The sequence below is a fragment of the Pseudomonas sp. ZY71 genome (assembly GCF_036542145.1).
Lineage (GTDB): Bacteria > Pseudomonadota > Gammaproteobacteria > Pseudomonadales > Pseudomonadaceae > Aquipseudomonas > Aquipseudomonas koreensis_A.
The window spans coordinates 2,631,510-2,646,586 of sequence record NZ_CP144274.1; the positions used below are offsets into that span (position 1 = coordinate 2,631,510).

General features: G+C 56.9%; 17 protein-coding genes. 8 read left to right on the top strand and 9 right to left on the bottom strand.

Annotation, left to right across the window (positions count from 1 at the left end; all coding sequences use genetic code 11):
- Positions 1 to 522: 522 nt before the first annotated feature.
- The 4 genes from VY732_RS11720 to VY732_RS11735 form a co-directional block, all read right to left on the bottom strand.
- Positions 523 to 939: a hypothetical protein gene (locus tag VY732_RS11720; protein WP_331695471.1), complete on the bottom strand. Its 417-nt coding sequence runs from the start codon at positions 937 to 939 to the stop codon at positions 523 to 525.
- Positions 939 to 1,331 (bottom strand): hypothetical protein, encoded by a 393-nt coding sequence (locus VY732_RS11725; protein WP_331695472.1) that lies wholly within the window; start codon positions 1,329 to 1,331, stop codon positions 939 to 941. Before VY732_RS11725 ends, VY732_RS11720 begins: the two co-directional genes overlap by 1 nt.
- A 341-nt stretch (positions 1,332 to 1,672) precedes the next feature.
- Entirely contained in the window at positions 1,673 to 2,779 is a 1,107-nt protein-coding gene (locus tag VY732_RS11730) for a DNA alkylation repair protein (protein WP_331695473.1), read from the bottom strand.
- A gap of 2 nt (positions 2,780 to 2,781) precedes the next feature.
- Positions 2,782 to 3,387 carry a glutathione S-transferase gene (locus tag VY732_RS11735; RefSeq protein ID WP_331695474.1) on the bottom strand — a complete coding sequence of 202 codons (606 nt, stop codon included), beginning with the start codon at positions 3,385 to 3,387 and terminating at the stop codon, positions 2,782 to 2,784.
- Positions 3,388 to 3,742: 355 nt separating this feature from the next.
- Between VY732_RS11735 and VY732_RS11740 the strand changes: the two genes are divergently transcribed.
- Positions 3,743 to 5,083: a hypothetical protein gene (locus VY732_RS11740; protein WP_331695475.1), complete on the top strand. Its 1,341-nt coding sequence runs from the start codon at positions 3,743 to 3,745 to the stop codon at positions 5,081 to 5,083.
- A gap of 55 nt (positions 5,084 to 5,138) precedes the next feature.
- Here VY732_RS11740 and VY732_RS11745 read toward each other — a convergent pair whose 3' ends face one another.
- Positions 5,139 to 6,047 carry a MurR/RpiR family transcriptional regulator gene (locus VY732_RS11745; protein ID WP_331695476.1) on the bottom strand — a complete coding sequence of 303 codons (909 nt, stop codon included), beginning with the start codon at positions 6,045 to 6,047 and terminating at the stop codon, positions 5,139 to 5,141.
- A gap of 402 nt (positions 6,048 to 6,449) precedes the next feature.
- On the opposite strand from VY732_RS11745, the gene VY732_RS11750 reads away from it, so the two are divergent.
- The 3 genes from VY732_RS11750 to VY732_RS11760 all read left to right on the top strand — a co-directional run bounded on the left by VY732_RS11750 (position 6,450) and on the right by VY732_RS11760 (position 8,992).
- Complete coding sequence (locus VY732_RS11750) at positions 6,450 to 6,854, top strand: TraR/DksA family transcriptional regulator (RefSeq protein WP_003225981.1); 405 nt, start codon at positions 6,450 to 6,452, stop codon at positions 6,852 to 6,854.
- A gap of 599 nt (positions 6,855 to 7,453) precedes the next feature.
- A complete protein-coding gene (locus tag VY732_RS11755; RefSeq protein ID WP_442968571.1) occupies positions 7,454 to 8,677 on the top strand; it encodes a methyl-accepting chemotaxis protein in 1,224 nt (407 codons plus the stop codon).
- A gap of 111 nt (positions 8,678 to 8,788) precedes the next feature.
- Positions 8,789 to 8,992 (top strand): hypothetical protein, encoded by a 204-nt coding sequence (locus tag VY732_RS11760; RefSeq protein ID WP_116029190.1) that lies wholly within the window; start codon positions 8,789 to 8,791, stop codon positions 8,990 to 8,992.
- Between the two features lie 7 nt (positions 8,993 to 8,999).
- Here VY732_RS11760 and VY732_RS11765 read toward each other — a convergent pair whose 3' ends face one another.
- Entirely contained in the window at positions 9,000 to 9,236 is a 237-nt protein-coding gene (locus tag VY732_RS11765; RefSeq protein ID WP_116029189.1) for a DUF2789 family protein, read from the bottom strand.
- 48 nt (positions 9,237 to 9,284) lie between these two features.
- On the bottom strand, positions 9,285 to 9,536 hold the full coding sequence (locus tag VY732_RS11770) for a hypothetical protein (RefSeq protein WP_331695478.1): 252 nt from the start codon (positions 9,534 to 9,536) through the stop codon (positions 9,285 to 9,287).
- A 423-nt stretch (positions 9,537 to 9,959) separates the two neighbouring features.
- On the opposite strand from VY732_RS11770, the gene VY732_RS11775 reads away from it, so the two are divergent.
- The 3 genes from VY732_RS11775 to VY732_RS11785 all read left to right on the top strand — a co-directional run bounded on the left by VY732_RS11775 (position 9,960) and on the right by VY732_RS11785 (position 11,747).
- A complete protein-coding gene (locus VY732_RS11775; protein WP_174245057.1) occupies positions 9,960 to 10,409 on the top strand; it encodes a hypothetical protein in 450 nt (149 codons plus the stop codon).
- Positions 10,406 to 10,603, top strand: a complete 198-nt coding sequence (locus VY732_RS11780) for a hypothetical protein (RefSeq protein ID WP_038366428.1) — start codon at positions 10,406 to 10,408, stop codon at positions 10,601 to 10,603. Before VY732_RS11775 ends, VY732_RS11780 begins: the two co-directional genes overlap by 4 nt.
- Before the next feature lie 127 nt (positions 10,604 to 10,730).
- Positions 10,731 to 11,747, top strand: a complete 1,017-nt coding sequence (locus tag VY732_RS11785; protein WP_331695479.1) for an ABC transporter substrate-binding protein — start codon at positions 10,731 to 10,733, stop codon at positions 11,745 to 11,747.
- 90 nt (positions 11,748 to 11,837) lie between these two features.
- On the opposite strand, the gene VY732_RS11790 is transcribed toward VY732_RS11785, so the two are convergent.
- Both VY732_RS11790 and VY732_RS11795 read right to left on the bottom strand, forming a co-directional pair.
- Positions 11,838 to 13,970: a TonB-dependent receptor gene (locus VY732_RS11790; RefSeq protein WP_331695480.1), complete on the bottom strand. Its 2,133-nt coding sequence runs from the start codon at positions 13,968 to 13,970 to the stop codon at positions 11,838 to 11,840.
- Positions 13,971 to 14,062: 92 nt separating this feature from the next.
- Positions 14,063 to 14,452, bottom strand: a complete 390-nt coding sequence (locus tag VY732_RS11795; RefSeq protein WP_331695481.1) for a DUF2946 domain-containing protein — start codon at positions 14,450 to 14,452, stop codon at positions 14,063 to 14,065.
- Positions 14,453 to 14,546: 94 nt separating this feature from the next.
- On the opposite strand from VY732_RS11795, the gene VY732_RS11800 reads away from it, so the two are divergent.
- On the top strand, positions 14,547 to 14,987 hold the full coding sequence (locus VY732_RS11800) for a DUF3995 domain-containing protein (RefSeq protein WP_331695482.1): 441 nt from the start codon (positions 14,547 to 14,549) through the stop codon (positions 14,985 to 14,987).
- The last annotated feature ends 90 nt before the right edge of the window (positions 14,988 to 15,077 follow it).

A 15,077-nucleotide genomic window follows, 5' to 3' on the forward strand; every position in this document is an offset into this window, starting at 1 on the left:
CTGTATACGGAATGATAGGTGCCCGCGAGGGGACGCTGGAGCCCGAGAGCATCGAGGCACACAGCGTTCTAGATTTTACTGCCAGGGCATTGAGTTCGATATCGTCCAATCAAGCCCACACAACTATGTGAGGGCGGTACCAGCGAAAACGAGGTGCACGATCTATGGATGAACCCGTCCTGTAGTCTGAATAAGAGTTCTCGATGCGTCGACTTAACGCTCATGGTGACGACATCGCGCTGGGTTTCAGTTGCGCCGATGTCGAGTGGGCTCTAAAGTAAGCTAAGTATTGGCGACTCTAACTGTCAGAGGAAGGATCGTCATTGAACTTGGCCTAGACAATGGCCACAAGAATGGCTGGTTGAAAGTCCAGAGTAATATGTTCGCGTTCGGTGAAAAGCAGGTGGTCGCCCTTCATCAATCGGCAGATATTGGTGTGCTAGTTTAAAAGTTGCGGGTATAGCCACCATCACCAAGTTGAGGATTTTTGGCAAGGGCGGCGTATGTACGCAAAAAAAACGACTAAGATGCTATGCCAAGCGCCTTGCGGAATAACTTCCCTAAATATCGTGCTCGCCCTGCAACTGTATTGGTTTTTAACGTCAATTTAATATACTTTCTATCTTTTTCCGCAAGATCATTAAGTGCCTTGTAAACCACACCCTGAACCTGAACTGGGCTTTCCACAGACCTAAGCGCATCTCTGAAAATCGCACGCACAAGAGCTGGATCATGGTTTCCTAACTTCTCTCCATCATCAGTGAGTTGAACGTTTCCTTCAGATGGCGTTTGTTTTACTTCGATTTCCTTTTTCAGTTCAGTCTGTAGAGCCTCAACGAAATTCTGTTCTGCCTTTACCCGGTCCTTTAGGTTAAAGAGAGTGACGAGCAAGGAGGCAGTAGCCAGTACCAGCGGAACAATTCCAATTAATTCTTCCATTAGTCATCCCCCAAGGAGAAATCAGTATATTCACGGAGTTCTACGACGTGATACCAAAATTTTACAATAACATTTGTCCCAAACAAAAGAAGAAGAACTATAGAGGCGGAGAAGCTTGATGCCTCTTTTGCAGGGTCCAATGATAATAAGTGTCCAAACATAGCAGCATAAAAAACACATATCATAATTGAGGCGATAAATACCAGTCTGTTTTTAGAAACGACTCCGGTAGTCACTGAATACATGCTTGCAGCTAACACTAGATTTGATGAGCTGACGCTTTTTGAAATAACAAATTCGACAAGCAACGGTAGCATAGGGAGTAGCAAGTTTAGGCCGACACTTGCTAGCCAATGGCCCACAGCCTCATGGCGTTTCAAAGACTGGTTCACCAGCCGCTCCTTCTGTGATTTGGACCAGACGCATCGCAACGAGATGTCGATCTACTTCCATTAATTACCGCATATTTTTCGTAGAGACTAACAATAGGTATAGCCATGCCCACAGAATTCTAGTCAGCCGAGCCTATTTTTGACCGAAACACGCCAGATGGCGTAAACGATAACATCGATAATCTATTCAAGACCGTGCTAAAGCGCAACGACTACGCTTAACCCATCATCGGAGCGAGCCAAAGGCCAAAGCTGTCATTCGTTGATCTGGCAGTACTTGGACGACCCCATTCCTGTCCAAGTACTGCCAGATCAACGAAAACACACACACACACACGGCCTCATCCAGCAACGATGTCAAACGCAGTACCACCCAAAACCTCCCCATTAACAATCATTCGCACCCCATGCCGCCCCACAAAATGCTTCCGCGTCGTAAAATCCTTAATCACCTGCCGCCTCCCCACAACCACACTCTCAAACCCCGCCAAAACAACCGTCTTCAACTTAAAAACCTTCCCCGAAACCCCGCCATTCGCCTTCACATAGTCAATCGCATAATCAATCACCAACCGCTGCTCATGCGCCACGGTCGACTTCACCACAAACGACAACGTAATCGCTTCCCCCAACCTAATCACCGCCGGCTCAACCCGCACATCCAACAACTCAACCTCAGCCTTCGCCCCGGCACCAATCACCGTCAGCGCCCGTAAATCCCCCTGCTTAATCAAACTCCGCAACGCATGCTTGGCAATCCAGGCCGTGTGCTTGTTCTCCATCGACCAACCTTCAATCGTGTCCAACACCCACTCCGGATGCACCTTCGTCACGTCATTCAAATGATTCGCCATGGACTTGCGCACGTACAAACTCTCATCCGCCTTCAACCGATCGAGTATCCCGGCAGCCAACCGCGGATCCGCCTGAACCGCTTCCAACCGAAACGACCAGGGCAGGCGAGGGCGGCTGCCTTCGCTGGCGAGGCGTCGAATGTGGTGGTTTTCGTCGCGGGTCCAGTCGTGCATCAGCTCTAACGACCGTTCCAGGTCGCTGCGCAGAAAGTGGCGGATGGCGAATTCGGAGGAGCCGAAGGTGGTGAAGTACTTCAGGGCGTCCATGGAGGTGTCGAAGGCGTGTCCGCCATAGCTCGCGACGTAATGCGGCAGGCACATGCTGACGAATCCGCTGTTCAGCCTTGGCGCGAGTTCGAAAAGCACTTCGAGGGAATCTTGGTAATCCAGCGGCAACACGGCGTGCAGGCTTTCGCTGACGCGGGCCATGCGTTGCATCACTGATAATTCAGCGAGTCCGTCCTGGGCATGTTTGAGAAACGCCTTGGCCTTGAACGCTGGGTACACGGCGCTCATTTCGTTGGCGATATGCTGCAAGCGCTCGGTGTTGAAGATTTCCTTTAACGCCGGGGCGGCGGTTTCGGTGGTGCTCATGGTCAGGTCATCGGGGTGCTGACGAACGCTTCGAGGGTTTCGGCGTAGGCGGTGTATTGGGCGATGTGGGGGTAGCGGCGGGTGTCGATCTGGTCGGGGAGGACGAGGTCGGTGAAGCTCCAGGCGACGGCCAGGCTGATGCCGGCCTGGGTGAGGGTGCCGTCGGTGGGCAGGCCGGTTTTTTCCAGTTCTTGCTCGAGGGCGGTGAAGGCGGCGGCGAGTTGGCCTTCGACGCGTTCGACCCACGGCTGGTATTGAATGTCGGCTGGGCGCAGGTTGCGTTCGTAGTAGAGCTGCACGGCTTTTTCGCAGGCGGCGAGGCTGAGGCCGATCAGGCGCAGGGCTTGGGCGCGTTGTTTCAGGTCGGTTGGCAGCAGGCTTTTGCCGGAGCTGGTTTCGAGGTAATCGAGGATGAGGGTCGAGTCCATCAGGACCACGCCGTCGTCGAGGATCAGTGTGGGGGCTTTGACCACCGGGTTGATCTGCTGGAATTGCTCGAAGTGGCGGAACACCGAGACTGACTCGTGTTCGAGGTCGATCCCTAAGCGTTTGGCGGAGATGGCTACGCGGCGTACGTAGGGTGAGTCGAGCATTCCGATCAGTTTCATGTGCAATTCCTTGGCGGGACTGATGATGACGGGCAATGGATGTCGAATGTAGCGGGAAAGTTTGTCGGCTGACTACTGTAACGCCCTCGAAGCGTTCGTCGTCGCGATCCGTAACACGCATGAAACACCCGAAAATAAAGGCTTCACCTGGCCTTGCCAGTTGTTGCGAGGGTTCTATAGTCAGAGTGCCAGCACCGTCCAGGGATGGAAAAGTTAAGCGAGCTTCAGGCCCTCTGATTCAGTACTCGTTTGTATTACTCCCTTGCAGTCCACGACCCCTAGAACGTTGAGGCGCCGACCTGAGCGCATTCGATGCGGCAGTTCGTGCTTTCGAAACTGGAGGGAGGGGCATCCAATGAGGGAATACAGGTACCTGTGCTGGTGCGTGATCGGAGTGGGATTGGCGGGATGTGGTTCCAGGCCGGAGCCCGGGGTTGTTGCCGAAAACTGGGCGACAAATACAGAGCAGTTGGGCATTCAGGCTATTTATCCACCTCGCGCCCAGTTCGAGGTCGGGGACGTATTTATCGCGCGCTCGGTCCCGAATGGGCAGAAGGCCAAGACGGCTGACTATGTGCTGGGGTCGTTACGAATCGATCACATCGATCTCAGTGAGGAACTATATGAATCGGCGCCCACTGTCAGGTTCGAGTCAACCGACACCTACGATGACGGGACGGGAAATGGCACCGTCCAGGCGCGCAAGGTCTTGCCACTGATGGTTCGCGACAGGGCGGTCAACAGCCTTGTGGCGTTTCCCGGATTCACCTTTGCATCGCTATCGGAAAGCGACATTGGCGTTAACGTCGCCAGCAACGCGATCGGGGCAATGCTTGGGTTTGGCCGCCGATCACAATACAGCGTGTCTTACTCGGTGCCGGCAGCTGAAACCTATGGTGTCAGCTATCTGCAGGCGAGGCGTCGGTTTGCCGCCTTGGCTCCAAAGCGTTACACCATCGCAGATCGGCAAATGATGCAAGAGGCTGCAGAATCGCTGCGCAAGAAGCGCTCGATATTTTTTGATCGCTCGCCACCCGTTCTGGTGTTGATCACGGATGTTTACCTGGCTCGAGCCATTGATGTCAGTGTTTCTTCGGAGGAGGGAATGAGTGCCTCGTTTTCGGCATTGACCATGGCCATGGTCGATTTGAGTGACAAGAAAAAAAGCCTTGAGGCGCAGTTGACCAAACTCCGCCCGGCACCGAAGGCCGCAGGCGAAGGGGAAGCGGGCAAGGTGCAAACCAAAGAAGACAAGGTCACAAAAATGGCCGACCCGAAAACCCCGGATACCCCCAAGCCAGAGGAAAAACCGGCAGAAGCGCCGGTAGCAGCGAGTTCTCAAGCAAAAATCGATCAAGTGGAAGCCGAACTGGTGCAAGTCAACGCACAGCTGCGTGAAAAGGTCAGCAAGGTGGCGCCTGACTTGCCTGGCGTTACGGGTTCAGTGGTCAGATCATCTGCATTGGGTGTGACACTGCGTCAGGCGTTCGCCCGGCCCGTAGCCATAGGTTTCCGAGGCATCAATTACAGCGTTGAATCGTTACTGCCACCGAAGGATGCCGATCAGATTGCCAACGTGCCGCGGGTATCTCCGGGGTCCACTCCTGTTGTGCTTGTCCGCAAAGGCGATGATCCGAGCACCATCTTGAAAATAATATTGAAGCTAATGAATGAAGACGCCCCCAAGGCGGATTAGGCAATATCCTTGAGCAAAGCTGTGCGCCGGCCGATGCCCCGCACCAGCCGGCGCACTACTCGTCAAACCCCGCTTGCTCGTGAATCTCATCGACATTCAGTTCCAGTCGATACGCCACCGCCACAAACAACGCCTGGCACAAACACAGCGTCGCACTCAGCGAACGAAAGGCGAGGGCGCTGCCTTCGTTGACCAGCAATACGCTGTTGGCGAATTTGGCCAGCGGCGAGAGGTGGCTGTCCGTTAGGATCAGGGTGTTGGCCTGCTGCTGGCGGGCGAAGCGCAGGCAATGTTGGGTTTCCTTGGCGTAGGGCACGAAGCTGATGGCGATGACCAGATCGTTGGCGCGCACGCTGCGCATTTGCTCGCGATAGCTGCCGCCTAGCCCGGACACCAGATGAATTTTTTTCTGAGTGTGTTGCAAGTTGTAAACGAGGTAGTCGGCGACGGCGAAGGAGCGGCGCACACCGACGACATAAATGTTGTCGGCGTTGACGATCAGGTCGACGGCTTTTTCGAATGCGGCGTCGTCGAGTTCGCGGCCCAGGCGTTCGATGCCGGAGCGCGTGGCGTCGATGCATTCGCGGGCGAGGTCGCCGGCGCTGGCTTGCTGCGACTGGTTGGCGATCATGCTGCGGATGCGTTGCTGGTAGTTTTGCACCGGCGAGGCTTTGTGCGTGTAGGCGCTGCGGAACAGCGCCTGCATTTCGCTGAAGCCGCTGAAACCGAAGCGTTGCGAGAAGCGCACGATGGCGGATGGGTGGACTTCGCACTCGCGGGCGATGTCGCTGATGCGGTCGACCATGATCCGGTCGCTCTGCTGGCTGATGTAGCTGGCGATGCGTTTGAGCTGGCGCGGCAGGGCGTCGTATTCGTCGGTGATCAGTTGCAGCAGGCGCTCGGCATTGATCGGGGGGCTGGCGAGTGAAACCTCGTCGGTGGCCGGCAGATCGGGGCGGGACATAGGTCATCCTTCAGGCTGTTTGATCTCACGGTGGGCCTGATAGTAGGGGGGCTTTTGCGGTTCTGCTTTGCTGAAACGATGCAGTGCGTGGTAAAAAATTGCGTCTGGGCGCTGCTTGGTTAGCCGTTTGTCTTCTATATACAGCCGCTCGACTGAATTTCTTGCTATAAACGCACTCCGATTGCCCGTGTGAACGCTGTGTCAGAGCAGTTTCCGGACGTTGTCGGACAAATTCCCTGTATTTACAGTTGCTGAGGCCTCATTCGGGCCTTAGACTGCCGCCCCTCGTAAATTGAGTGCCGGGTGGCATTTGCAATAAACGATGCCTTTTCGCCGACCGCACGCGGTTCGCCGAAACGCTCCCTAATTCGCCTTAATGCACGTTTTTTTATAGAGATATCAATGACAAAGGACAAGTTGCTGGCCATGCCGGCAGATGACTACATGAATGCCGAGCAGCACGCTTTCTTCACTGAGCTGTTGCAGAACATGAAAGTCGAAACCCACGAGCGCATTGAGCAAAATCGTATCGCCATCGAAAGCCTGGACACCCCGGCTGACCCGGCGGACGCGGCTTCGGTTGAAGAAGAGCGCACTTGGCTGGTGAACGCGATCGATCGCGACCAGCGCATGCTGCCGCAACTGGAACAAGCCCTTGAGCGCATCAAGGAAGACAGCTTTGGCTGGTGCGATGACAGCGGCGAGGCCATTGGCCTGAAACGCCTGCTGATCAGCCCGACCACCAAGTACTGCATCGAAGCTCAAGAGCGTCACGAGCAGATCGATAAGCACCAGCGTCAGGCCTGATTTTTCCGGCGCTGTGATCGCGGGCAAGTCCGCCCCACAAGGTTCAACACCGAACCTGTGGGAGCCGGGCTTGCCCGCGAAGCTTTTTATCGTCCGCAATATTTCCGCGCGATTCCATTGACCTGCCACAGACCCCACGACTAACGGACCATGGATAATGGCGTTGTAGTGGCGTTTAATGCAGCCACAACAATGAGAACAAGCGTGGGGGTGTTGATATGACGAGAGATGGATCTCTGGTTGGGGCTTTGCCTGCACCAGTGCTTTTGCCGAAAAACCGCTGGATCGCGCCGACCCTGCAAAGCATCGCCCTGATGCTGTTGCTCGCCGGCATGAGCCTGGCCGAATGGTCGCTGTACATCGGCATGCCGCTGGCGGTGCTGATTATCTGGCTGCCGCGCCTGCGCTCCCGCACCATCCCCGATGTTCAGCCTGCCGACAGCGGCAGCGCCATGTCTGAACTCACCCGCGACCTTTCCTACACCACCAGTCATAACGCCTTGTCGGCAGCCGGCGTGGCATTTTCGGTCAAGGAACTGGCGAGCAAACTCGAATCGCAACTCGATGCGGCGGCGCGGATCGTCAGCAATGCTGAGGTGATGATTGCCACCGAACACGCGACTTCGCAGCTCAGTCGCGAAGCCCTTGAGGCGGCGAGTCAGGCGCATCACAGCAGCGCGGCGGGGCGCACGGAACTGGTGGATTCGATCGCGCGCATGCATCAGCTCAGTCAGCGCGCCAATGCCAGCCGTGAATTGATCGAAGCCTTGAGTGTGCGCAGCGATGATATTCAGCGCGTGACCCTGGTGATTCAGTCGATTGCCAGCCAGACCAATCTGCTCGCGTTGAACGCGGCGATCGAAGCGGCGCGGGCCGGGGAACATGGTCGTGGTTTCGCGGTGGTGGCGGACGAAGTTCGCGGGTTGGCGGCGCGCACGGCGTCGGCAACCGGTGAAGTGGGTGAGATGGTCGCTGACATTCAGCAGCGCACGGCGCAGGTGGTGGAGCAGATTCGCGAGTTGTCGAGTGATCTGCAGACCGGTGTCGAGCAGGTCGAACACACCGGTCAGCATCTGGAGAACATCGCGCGACTGGCCGCCGGGGTGGAAACTCAGGTCGGTGAAATTGCTCAAGGCGCGGAAACCAATCGCGAACAACTCGACAGCCTGTTCAAGGCGATCGAGCAGATGCGCAGCGATCTGGCGATCAGCGATCAACAGACCCGCCGCCTCGCCGAAGCGGCGGTGCAGATGGAAGGGCAGGCGGAAACCATCAGCGAGCGTCTGGCCGAGGTCGGGCTGGATGACTATCACCAGCGTATCTACGATCTGGCCCGCGAAGGGGCGAGCCAGATTGCTGCGCGGTTCGAAGCAGACGTCGATCAGGGGCGAATCAGTATTGAAGACTTGTTCGACCGCCAATATCAGCCAATCCCGAATACGCAACCGGCGAAGTTTCAAACCCGTTTCGACCGATACACCGATCAGGTGCTGCCGGCGATTCAGGAGCCATTGTTGCCGCGTCACGAGGGGCTGGTGTTCGCCATCGCCTGTACGCAACAGGGTTATGTGCCGACGCACAATCAGCTGTTCAGTCAGCCGTTGACGGGTGATGCGCAGGTCGATGCCGTAAATAATCGCACCAAGCGTAAATTTGCTGATCGCACCGGTATTCGTTGCGGCAGCCATCAGCAACCGGTGCTGTTGCAAACCTACACCCGCGACACCGGTGAACTGATGCATGACCTTTCGGTGCCGATCATGATCAAGGGCCGGCACTGGGGTGGATTGCGTCTGGGCTATAAGCCGGAAAAACCGCGCTGAGGGATTGTTACTTCTGATGCAATGAATCTGTGCACGGAGCTTGCTGTTTCCGCCCGCAAGAAACCATTAATCTGCCCGCTTAGTTAGGTTGCTAATGATTTCGGGGGCTGCATGCAGTGCAGAGTTGATGTTGCTGTGATGATCGGCAGTGGCGTGCCGGCCGGTTTGCGCGCGTTGGGGCGGAGCGTGTGCTGGGTGGTGTTACTCAATGGCGAGCGTCGCGGCACTGCGTTTGCCAGCCGCGACGAGGCCGAGGAGTGCAAGGCTGCGTGGCTCGCGCAATTGCACGCCGAGCCGACCGACAGCCTTCACTGACCCGTTTTTACTTGCCGCGATGCAAGCGCACATTCAATTCGTCGACCATGACCGCTTCTTCACCGTCGGCCCTTAACCATTCCTTGAGTAATTGCGCCTGTTGCGGCGACCAGAAGTCGGCGTCGATCAGTTTGGTGTTGGCATCCAGTGGATGCTCTTCGATGAAATCGTCGATTGCTGTGCCTTCTGAAGGCAACCCCAGTTGATCGAACAGGGTTTTCAGATCGTATGCTGGCAGTTCCATCGTGTACTCCTTCGGTGGGCGCCGGTACGGCGCGGTCGATCACTCTCTTTATCTGAGGCAACCACTCGCCAGGAGTTCGATCTTTGACTCAAGCGAACGGGCGAGGGCGCAGGCTTCGTTGTGATCTTCGCGGAAACCTCTTACACGGCCGGTCGATGTTTCTTTTATATGGAAAAAAGCATTGCCAGCAGGCACGACCTGGAAGCGCGGACAATGGTCATTGATATCGGTGACACGTAGTATCAGTGGCGATTCGATCCGTGCGTCAGCAGTCATGGCAAAGTGAGTCCGAGTGCACATGTGAAGTCCTTTTCATCAGTTGGCCGGTAATTACAGGCCGTTTCGGGTAGTCGGAATGAGCATCGCTGCTCTAGAATCGCCAGTACCTGTTGACGACAGGGCTTATCTAAAGCAATTTTTCGCCAGCGATATGTCGGAAAAGTGCTTTTTTTCGTGAGAATTTTCCCTAAAGTTCGTAGTCAGACTGCTCTTGCCAGCGGTGAGGAATTTTCCTTCAAGCTTTGGCGACATCGGGATGAGTTTCGCGAGTGACAATCCAGTAGTCTTACGGACCTCGCGCTGAATGAGCACTCTGCTCTATTCGGGTTTTTATTTGAGTCATTTGGCAGTTACATCGGCCTGGCCGTTTTTTTGCCGTGCGCGTTTTCCGTGTGCGGTTTTTTCAGATGTGGGGATGTTTCTTTGGCAGTCAGTAATCTCGATATGCATGCTTTGTTCGTGTTGGGTGATTTGCGCGCAAAGCTGGTCAAGCTGTTCCAGTCGCGTTTTGTTTACATCACCGAGCAGAACGCCGAAGGCATTTACGTGGCCGAGATCGACACCGAAAGTGCCTTGGTGGTCGATGACAAACCGGGGCTGAAGCTCAAGGTCGGCGATCATTTCAGTGCATCGGTCTTGCCCAGCCGCGAAGGCGGCAAGATGGATATCCGTTTTCGCGAAATCAAACTCACGGTGTATGGGCTGGGCGATTACGCCTTTGTCGACACTGCCGACGGGCACGCGATCCTGTTCAAGGAAGGCCACAGCGTGGTGACCGTGTTTGCGGCCAATCAGCAGTTGCAGGAAGGCCTGACCAAGACCCTAAAAGCTGTTACCGCCAAAGCCGCCAAGTGGCGCAAGGGTGAACTGGTGACGTTCAAGGCCAGCGAGTGAGCCGCGCGGATTTCCATGCGCAGAACCTCGACACTGCGCGCGAGGAGGCTCGGCGTTTATTCGCCGCCAAGGCCGAACTGCAAGGCGCCTGGCTGAATTGGCTGGCTGCGCAGATCTACACGCTGCGTCCTGCGGAATACGCCAGCATGGTCAGACGTGAGCTGCAAAGCCTGCAGGAAAAGTCTGATTCATAACCTCGTCCGGAGTGCGGCCCGGAAAAAGCAGGAACCTCGGCTACAGTCAGTTGACTGAGTATTCAGAGGCTTGCGGTCTTCTGTCAGGCCAACCTGCCATTGCTGTGAACAGCACGAGGTGCAATGCATGAACGGATTTCGACGGTTATTGGCCGCCAGCGTGGCCACGTTCGGTTTGCTGACATCAGCGCAATCGGTGATGGCCGCTCAGGCGCCGATCCATTTTGCCGACCTGAACTGGGAAAGCGGCAGCCTGATTACCGATGTGCTGCGGATCATCGTCGAGAAGGGCTACGGCTTGCCAACCGACACCTTGCCTGGCACCACCATCACGCTGGAAACCGCACTGGCCAACAATGACATCCAGGTCATTGGCGAAGAGTGGGCCGGGCGCAGTCCGGTGTGGGTCAAGGCTGAGGCCGAAGGCAAAGTCGTCAGTCTCGGTGATACCGTCAAAGGCGCTACCGAGGGCTGGTGGGTGCCGGAGTACGTGATCAAAGGTGACCCGGCCAAAGGCATCAAGCCGCTGGCACCGGATCTGCGCAGTGTCAGTGATCTGAAAAAGTACAAGGACGTGTTCAAGGATCCGGAGGCCCCGAGCAAAGGGCGCTTCCTCAACAGCCCGATCGGCTGGACCTCGGAAGTGGTCAACAAGCAGAAGCTGACGGCTTACGGGCTGCAGGACGACTACACCAATTTCCGCAGTGGATCGGGAGCGGCGCTGGACGCCGAGATCAGCTCTTCGATTCGTCGCGGTAAGCCGGTGCTGTTTTACTACTGGTCACCGACGCCTTTGCTCGGCAAGTTCAAACTGGTGCAACTGGAAGAGCCGCCGTTTGATGCCGAGGCGTGGAAGACGCTGACCGATGCCGATAATCCCAATCCGAAACCGACCCGGTCGTTGGCATCGAAGCTGTCGATTGGTGTGTCTACGCCGTTTCAGAAACAGTATCCGCAGATTGCCGATTTCTTCAGCAAGGTGGATTTTCCCATCGAGCCGTTGAACAAGGCGTTGGCGGACATGAGCGAAAGGCACACGGCGCCGCGTGATGCGGCGGTGGCGTTCATGAAGGCGCACCCGGACGTGTGGCAGGCCTGGTTGCCGAAGGATGTGGCGGAGAAGGTTTCGGCTGATTTGAAGTAAAGGGTTGAGGCTGATGGCCTCATCGCGAGCAGGCTCACTCCTACAATTGGAATGCATTCCCCTGTAGGAGTGAGCCTGCTCGCGATGCTTTTAAAACTTCGTTTGCACCGCCAATTCAAAGGTACGCGGTGTCCCCAGGTAATACGCCGGCGAAACATGCGCAAACTCGGCATACACCTCATTGGTCAGGTTGCGCACGCGTCCGGTCACGGTAGTGTGCGAATCAACCTTGTAGCTGAGGAAGCTGCCGAACAAGGTGTACGAAGGTACGGTCATGGTGTTGGCCGTGTCCGCGTACACCGACGCCACATACCGCGCATCCACCCCACCTTGCCATTGCGGCGAGAAGTCATAGGTCAGCCACAGATTGCCGACTCGATCCGGCACATTGGTCGGCGTATTGCCCTTGCGTGACACCACGACACCGGCAGCATTCTTTTCGGTGAAATCATCGTATTGCGCATCGACCCAGGCGAAGTTGCCCTCGGCCAGCAACTTGTCAGTGATGCGCAACGAACTGGCGATTTCCACCCCTTTCGACGTCTGCTGACCGACCGGAATGCTGCCGGTCGGATCCAGCGGATCGGTCACGGCGAAGTCCTTTCGCTCAATGGTGTAGGCGGCAATCGTCGCCGAGCCGCGCCCGTTCAGATAATCGAATTTGCTGCCAATCTCCCATTGCTTGCCGGTCGAAACGTCGAAGTCCTGCGTGCCGTTCGGTTGCTCGGCGGCGGTGCTGTATTGCACGTAGACGTTGGCCGACGGAATGAACTGGTAGGTCAGGCCGGCGCGGCCGGTGACTGGCTCCCAACTGCGCTTGAGGTGCTTGGGGTTGGCGGCGGTCACGGTGCGATGGTTGGTCACGTCGAGGTCAATGTCGTCATAGCGCAGGCCGGTGAGCAGCGACAGTTTTTCGGTCAACGCCAGCCGGTTTTCCACGAACAATGCTTTGGTGGTGACCTCGTTGGTTTTGTCGCTGATCAATTTGGGGTTGGTGCCGGGAATGTCGTAGAAGTGCCCCGGACGATAGTTGTTCGGATCTACCGTGCTGGCGCCTTTGATGTTCAGTGGCGAGTTGGTGGTCTGGTTGACCTTGTATTCGAAGCCCCCCGACCACGTCGTATCGAGACCGAACAGCGTGTTGTCGTGGCGCAGTTCGAACTGGTTGCCGTTCTGCTCGCCCTGATGACGCACTTGATAGGCGGTGGAGCGGTTCACCGCGGTGTTGTCGGCGTTGTACTGGTAGGTTTCGAGATTGCGGTAATCGCGCTGGCTGTCGAGGTGATACAGCGTGTTGCGCAGGCTGGTGCTGTCGTTGATGCGGTAGTCGATGATCGAACGGACCCAGATCGTTCTTTGCTCGTAACGACCGTCCTCGACGTTGTAGTTATTGAAGCGGTTGTGTTTGTCGATCTTCAACTCACCGGCCTTGGGATTGAGCACGGGCGTGCCCCAGTACGGACTGTCTTCGTGCTCGTCTTGATATTCCAGAGCCAGAGTGTGCGACAGGTCGGGCGTCAGGTCGCTGAGCAGCGAGAACGCCACGCTCCAGGCATCGCGCTCCTGGCGGTCGATGTAGCCGTTGCTGGTGTTGTGGCTGACGTCGAGTCGCGCGTAGTGCTGCACGTCGGCACCCGGCTCGGTCAGGGCATGGTTGAGGCCGAACGCGGTTTCGGTGGTGTCGTAGGTTCCGTAGCTGACCCGCCCTTCAACAGCTTGTTCGTCGCGGCTGGCCAGTTTGGTTACGTAGTTCAGCGATCCCCCCACAGAGCCTGCACCATTGATCAGCGATGACGGGCCGCCGACCAGTTCGACGCGGTCGTAGATCCATGAGTCGACCGGCCGCGCGAGGCCGCCGGAAACGTTGATGCCGTTGAACATCTGGGTGATCTGGCTGCTGGTGAAGCCACGATAGGACACGAAACCGCCGAACCCCGGCGGCGCGCTGGCGTTGACCCCGGGCAAGGTGTTGGCGGCGTCCTGGAAGTTCTGCGCGCCGTGGCGCTCGATGTCATTGCGATTGGCGATGGCCACTGAAGCCGGTGTGTCGCGAACGCTTAAGCCGAGGCGCGAGGCCATGCCGCTGGATTGCTCGAGGCTCAGACCCGGTTCTGCGCCGGACTCGCCATCAATGGTGATCGGCGCCAGATCCACGGTGGATTGCGCCCAGACGTTAACGGACAGGCAGCCGCACAGGCTCGCCAGCAAAGTGAGTTGTTTCATCATTGAATCCTGAATGCTTGTCTAGGAGTCAGCGCACAGGCGAACGCCGCGCGTTGGCGCAGTGGGCTGACAAATCAAAAAGGCAGGGACACTCAGGCGAGCGGTGGGGCGCGAGGATTGGCCGAAGGCCAGGTGAAGCGGGCAGGAAGGTCGGCGCTGACGATGGGCGCCAGCGGCGGGCTGTGCTGTTCCGGCAGGATCGCCAGCGTCAGGCTGGAATTGAACGCTGGGCCCATGCCGCCGCCGACCGAGCACAGCGGGCAGCCGAATGCCTTGGACAGGGTCGGCAGTTGTTCTTCGTTGGGATTACTGGCGAGCGGCGCTTGGGTGGTCGGGTTGACCGCACAGAACTGGCCGCCGATACCGTTCAACTGCATGCCGACCATTTGTCCGTGACCGATGCTGCAGGCGAACACGTTGAACAGGACGCAGCAATAAAGCATCCAGGCCAGCAGTGAGCGATCGGAACGGGAGAATTTCATGGGGCGGCACTTTACCGTACCGCTGATCGGTCGTGCACTTGAAAAAAATCCGACTAGGATGATTTGTTCAAATCCCTTTCCAAGGATTTCAACCATGACCTTTGTGTTGGCTCAATGGCTGGTGACAACGTTTGCGGTAATCGCCTTGATGCATGTGTATTGGGCGTTGGGTGGGCAATGGGCGGCAGCGGTGGTGGTGCCGCAGGTGCCGGTGCGCGGATTTGTCGCAACGATGCGGCCGGCGTTCAAGCCTTCGGGCTGGCTCACGTTGATCGTGGCGGCGGCGCTGTTGGTGATTGCGGCGTTGGTGTGCATGCGGGTTGGCTGGGGAATGCCGGCGGTGACGCACAAGGCGCTGCAATGGGTGATCAGCGCGATCGCGCTGTTGATGTTTGCCCGGGCGATTGGTGATTCCAATCTGGTCGGGTTCTTCAAGGAAGTGAAGGACTCGCGGTTTGCGCGGCTCGACACCTGGGTGTATTCGCCGTTGTGTGCGGTGTTGGGGGCGGGGTTGTTGGCGGTGGCTTGGGTTTGAAATTTGAGGTGATATGAAGATTGCTATCGCGAGCAGGCGAAGGCCTACATTTGGAATGCGTTCCCCTGTAGGAGTGAGCCTGCTCGCGAT